7 protein-coding genes are annotated in these 5,102 nt (G+C 72.6%); 3 read left to right on the forward strand and 4 right to left on the reverse strand.

Annotated elements, in window-relative coordinates; genetic code table 11:
• The 3 genes from GTW67_RS10195 to GTW67_RS10205 all read left to right on the forward strand — a co-directional run.
• On the forward strand, positions 1-619 hold a 619-nt coding region (locus GTW67_RS10195), incomplete at its 5' end, for a TetR/AcrR family transcriptional regulator (RefSeq protein ID WP_161164478.1).
• 10 nt (positions 620-629) lie between these two features.
• Positions 630-929 (forward strand): DUF8847 domain-containing protein, encoded by a 300-nt coding sequence (locus GTW67_RS10200; RefSeq protein WP_161164479.1) that lies wholly within the window; start codon positions 630-632, stop codon positions 927-929.
• Positions 930-1,034: 105 nt separating this feature from the next.
• Positions 1,035-2,246 (forward strand): C40 family peptidase, encoded by a 1,212-nt coding sequence (locus tag GTW67_RS10205; protein ID WP_161164480.1) that lies wholly within the window; start codon positions 1,035-1,037, stop codon positions 2,244-2,246.
• On the opposite strand, the gene GTW67_RS10210 is transcribed toward GTW67_RS10205, so the two are convergent.
• The 4 genes from GTW67_RS10210 to GTW67_RS10225 are packed head-to-tail and all read right to left on the reverse strand — an operon-like array spanning position 2,210 to position 5,087.
• Complete coding sequence (locus GTW67_RS10210) at positions 2,210-3,472, reverse strand: styrene monooxygenase/indole monooxygenase family protein (protein ID WP_161164481.1); 1,263 nt, start codon at positions 3,470-3,472, stop codon at positions 2,210-2,212. The genes GTW67_RS10205 and GTW67_RS10210 overlap by 37 nt on opposite strands.
• A gap of 22 nt (positions 3,473-3,494) precedes the next feature.
• Complete coding sequence (locus GTW67_RS10215; protein ID WP_161164482.1) at positions 3,495-4,136, reverse strand: ATP/GTP-binding protein; 642 nt, start codon at positions 4,134-4,136, stop codon at positions 3,495-3,497.
• Positions 4,117-4,587 carry a DUF742 domain-containing protein gene (locus GTW67_RS10220; RefSeq protein ID WP_161164483.1) on the reverse strand — a complete coding sequence of 157 codons (471 nt, stop codon included), beginning with the start codon at positions 4,585-4,587 and terminating at the stop codon, positions 4,117-4,119. Before GTW67_RS10220 ends, GTW67_RS10215 begins: the two co-directional genes overlap by 20 nt.
• The gene (locus tag GTW67_RS10225) at positions 4,584-5,087 is read right to left on the reverse strand and encodes a roadblock/LC7 domain-containing protein (RefSeq protein WP_161164484.1); all 504 of its coding nucleotides are present in this window, start codon (positions 5,085-5,087) and stop codon (positions 4,584-4,586) included. The genes GTW67_RS10220 and GTW67_RS10225 overlap by 4 nt, the downstream gene beginning before the upstream one ends.
• Between the last annotated feature and the right edge of the window lie 15 nt (positions 5,088-5,102).

The raw sequence follows: 5,102 nt of genomic DNA on the forward strand, positions 1-5,102 counted from the left end.
CCTCAGCGTCGAGGAGCGCCGCGTCCAGCTGCTCGGCGCCGCGCTCGCCCTCTTCGCGCACCGGCCCCCGGAGGAGGTCTCCCTGGACGACGTGGCCGAGCAGGCCGGGGTCTCCCGCCCGCTGGTGTACCGGTACTTCCCTGGCGGCAAGCAGCAGCTCTACGAGGCCGCCCTCGGGTCGGCCGCCGACGAGCTGCGCCAGTGCTTCGACGAACCCCGCGAGGGCCCCCTGCTGACCCGGCTGTCCCGCGCCCTGGACCGCTACCTGGCCTTCGTCGACCAGCACGACACCGGCTTCAGCGCCCTCCTGCGCGGCGGCAGCGTCGCCGAGACCTCCCGGACCACGTCCATCGTGGACGGCGTGCGCCGGGCCGCCGCCGAGCACATCATGAACCACCTGGAGGTCGCCGAGGCCGGCCCCCGGCTGCGGATGACCGTCCGGATGTGGATCACGGCCGTGGAGGCGGCGTCCCTGATCTGGCTGGACGAGGACAAGCAGCCGCCCCTCGACGAGCTGCGGGACTGGCTCGTCGACCAGTTCCTCGCCATGCTCACCGCCACCGCACGCCGCGACCCGCAGACCTCGGCGCTGATCGAGGTCCTGGCGGAGGATGTCTGACACTGGTGCCGTGAAGAGCGAAGACACCCCCTTCGAGGGCGGCCCCATGGACGGGCGGGTGCTGCCCGTGCTGGTCGGTGCGACCGGGCACCCGCCGAAGACGTACCGCATCCCCGTACCGGCCCCGGACGGCGGACCGCCCACCGTCCTCGTCTACCGGCGCGTGCCCCGCTCGGCCGGAACGCGGATCGGGTTCGCGCGCTGGAAGTACGCCTACGACCCCGACGGCGGCGAGCGCCCCCGCCGCCGCTGGCCGTGGTCCCGGCCAGACACCACGCCGGGCGGCAAGCCGGACGACGCCGACGGGTGACGGGATTGCGCCGAACCGCGCACATCCGGCGCGCGCGTTCCGGACAACCGCCCGATGCTCGCGGTGCGGAGCGGACGAAGGCGCCGCCGCACCGGAGGTGACTACATGTCAGGAAGGCTTCTCCGCCTGGTCTGTACGGCGGCGGCGACCGCGGGCATCGCGCTCGCACCCGCGCCCGCCACGGCGCGACCCGCGCCCGAGCCCACGCCCGTACCGGCGCCGCCCGTGCCCACCGCGGAGCAGCCGGCGCCCGCGCCCGCGCAAGGCGAGAAGTCCGTGGCCGAGCTGCTGACGGAGCTTCAGGGCCTGTACCGGGAGGCCGAGAAGGCCACCGAGACCTACAACGGCACCGAGGACAAGCTGACCCGGCAGCGCGCGAAGGTGCAGCGGCTGGAGACCGAGCTGGCCCGGGCCCGGCTCTCCCTGCGCGACGGCCGCGGCGCGGTGGGCCGGCTGGCCCGGCAGCAGTACCGGAACAGCAGCGACCTCTCCCCCTACCTGCGGCTGCTGCTGGCCCGCGACCCCCAGCACGCCCTCGACCAGGGGCATGTGATGGGGCAGCTGGCCCGCGCACGCGTCGAGACCGTGGGGCGCCTGGCCGACCGTGAGAAGAAGGCCGGCGACCTGGCCCGCCGGGCCCGCAAGGCCCTCGACGAGCAGACCGCGCTCGCCGAACGGCAGAAGAAGGACCGGGACGGCGTACGCGACCGGCTCCGCGCGGTGGAGGACCTGCTCGCCTCGCTCAGCACCGAGCAGCTGGCCCAGCTCACCGCCCTGGAGGACAACGGCATCGCCGAGGCGCAGGAGCGGCTGATGGCGTCCGGCGCGGTCGGCGACGACAAGCCGTCCGCGGAGGGCGACCGGGCGGTGCGCTTCGCGGTGGAGCAGCTCGGCAAGCCGTACCAGTGGGGCGCGGAGGGCCCGGCGGCGTACGACTGCTCGGGGCTGACCTCCGTGGCCTGGCAGCGGGCCGGGACGCCGATCCCGCGGACCAGCCAGGAGCAGTGGGCGCGGCTGGAGCGCGTCCCGCTGGAGGAGCTGCGGCCCGGCGACCTCGTCGTCTACTTCCCCGAGGCCACCCATGTGGCGCTGTACCTCGGGGACGGCATGGTCGTCCAGGCGCCGCGGCCCGGCGCCGAGGTCAAGGTGTCGCCGATCGCGGCCAACCCGGTCCTGGGCGCCGTACGGCCCGACCCCGGCGAGGAGCCCCTGCGGCGGTACACGCCGCCGAGCCTCCCCACGGGGGCGTCGGACGGATCCGACGCGGGCTACGGTGCGACCTACGCGCCGGCGGCTCCGGAGACCTCCATCAGGTAGGCCTCCGTCTTCTGCGGGTCGTAGAAGAAGTTCTCGAAGTCCGCCGGGTCGTTGAACCCGTTGGCGAAGCGGTCGGCGACCGGCTGGAGCTGGCCGGCCGCGCCGATCAGGTTCAGGATGTGCTCCGGCGGCGGGGCGAGCATGGCGTTCGTCCACTTGGTGACGTGCTGGGCCGTCTCCCAGTAGCGGTCGAAGGCCTGCTGCATCCAGGCCTCGTCGAACTCCTCGTCCCCGTGCTCCAGGATCGAGGCGAGGTAGGAGGCGGCGCACTTGGAGGCCGAGTTGGAGCCCTGGCCGGTGATCGGGTCGTTGGCGACGACGACGTCGGCGACACCGAGGACCGCGCCACCGCCGGGCAGGCGTCCGACGGGGTTGCGGACGGTGGGGGCGTAGCGGCCGGCGAGGGTGCCGCCGGCGTCGGTCAGTTCGACCTTGGTGGCCCGCGCGTACTCCCAGGGGAGGAACTTCTCCATGAGTTCCAGGGTCAGGGAGAGGTGCTCCGAGGGGTCCTTCACGTCCTTGAAGGCGTCGAGCGGGCCGCCGGGTATGCCCTCCCAGAACAGGATGTCGGCGCGGCCGGAGGTGGTGACGGTCGGCATGATGAACATCTCGCCGACGCCGGGCACCAGGTTGCAGCGGACGGCCTCGGTGTCCGGGTGCTCCGGGCGCGGGCCCAGTCCGTGCACGTAGGAGACGGCGAGGGCGCGCTGCGGCTCGCCGTACGGGGAGCGGGAGGCGTCCCGGCCGAACATCTGGACCAGCTCGCCCTTGCCGGCGGAGACGAGGACGAGGTCGTAGGCGCGGGAGAAGTAGTCCAGGTCGCCGACGGCGGCGCCGTGGATGACGAGCTGGCCGCCGCGCTGCGCGAAGGTCTCCATCCAGCCGGCCATCTTCACCCGCTGGTCGACCGACTGGGCGAAGCCGTCGAGCCGGCCCAGCCAGTCGATCGCGCGCTGCGAGGGGCCCGGGTCGAAGGAGCCGGGGGCCGCCACCGAGACGCCGAGTCCCTCGATCTTCGGGGCCTGGGACTCCCAGAAGTTCAGCTGGAGATCGCGCTCGTGCTGGAGTGCCGTGTGGAACATGCACTGCGTCGACATGACCCGGCCCGTGCGGATCTCGTCCGCGGTCCGGTTGGACATCAGGGTGACCTCGTAGCCGTGCGACTGGAGGCCGAGGGCGAGCTGGAGACCGGACTGGCCGGCTCCGACGACGAGTATCTTCCGCATGCGGGGGACGCTCCTAAGGGGACTACTCGGGGGTTTCGTCGAGCGCGTGGCCCACGAGGGACAAGAGGGTCTCGATGGCCGAGATCCGGCGGCGCGCATCCATGATCATTACAGGTATGTGCGCCGGGATCGTCAACGCCTCCCGTACGTCCTCCGCGTCGAACAGGTCGCTGCCGTCGAAGTGGTTGACCGCGACGACGTACGGCAGTCCGCAGCTCTCGAAGTAGTCCAGCGCCGGGAAGCAGTCCTTCAGGCGGCGGGTGTCGGCCAGGACGACGGCGCCGATCGCGCCGCGCACCAGGTCGTCCCACATGAACCAGAACCGCTGCTGGCCCGGCGTGCCGAACAGGTAGAGCACCAGGTCGTCGTCGAGCGTGATGCGGCCGAAGTCCATGGCCACGGTGGTGGTCAGCTTGTCCGGGGTGGCGGTGAGGTCGTCGGTGTCCTCGCTCGCCTCGGTCATCAGCGCCTCCGTCTGGAGGGGCGTGATCTCCGAGACGGCGGTGACCAGCGTGGTCTTGCCGACGCCGAAGCCGCCCGCCACCACGATCTTGGTGGCGATGGGCGCACGGGTGCGGTCCGTCTGCCAGGGCTGCACGGTCTCGTCGGGGTCGACGAGGGGGGAGACGCCGTAGGCGGCGGCGTCAGAGACGACGGAGTCCACTGAGCACCCTTTCGAGCAGAGCGCGGTCCGGGCGGCCCGTGCCGTGGCCGGTCCCGGTGCCGTACACACGGATCTTTCCCTGGTCCGCGAGGTCGCTGAGGAGCACGCGGACCACGCCGAGCGGCATCTTCAGCAGCGCGGCGATCTCGGCCACCGTACGCATACGGCGGCACAGTTCGACGATGGCCCGCATCTCCGGCATCACGCGGGAGGTGAGGCCGCCTCCCCCACTGCTGAACGCGTGGGAGGTGCCCCCAGTCAACTCCTTGCGCTCCTCGGCGGCTTCGAGCGCGGCGGCGCCGGCGGTGGCGCCGACGAACGTCTCGACCAGCAGGACGTGGCCGAAGCGGGTGCGGCCGCCGGTGAGCGAGTAGGGGCGGACGCGGGCGGGCTTGCGGTCCGCGCCGCGCACGGGAAGGTTCTTCGGGGCCTTCCTGGGGCTGCTGCTCATCGGGCGCTCCCGGTCGACTCGGACTCCAGGGACTGCCGCAGCTCGCTGCGGAGTTCGGGGGTCAGGACGTGGCCGGCGCGGCCGACGAACAGCGCCATGTGGTACGCGATGACGCTCATGTCGCAGTCCGCGGCGCCGTGCACGCCGAGCAGCGAGCCGTCGCTGATCGACATCACGAACAGGCTGCCCTCGTCCATGGCGACCATCGTGTGCCTCACGCCGCCGAAGTCCATCAGCCGGGCGGCGCCGATGGTCAGACTGCCCACGCCGGAGACGACGGTGGCGAGGTCGGCGGCGGAGCCGCGCGGGCCGGTGCGCCGCTCGGTGCGCGCCTCGCGGGCCGCGTCGTTCCTGTCCTGGTCGGAGGAGAGCAGGAGCAGGCCGTCGGAGGAGACCACGGCGACGGACAGGATGCCGGGGACCTCCTCGACGAGGTTGGTCAGCAGCCAGTGCAGATTACGGGCTTCGCTGCTCAGCCCGAAGGTACTGGGAGCGGTCAACTGCTTGCCTCCTCA

The organism is Streptomyces sp. SID5910 (assembly GCF_009862125.1).
Taxonomy (GTDB): Bacteria; Actinomycetota; Actinomycetes; order Streptomycetales; family Streptomycetaceae; genus Streptomyces.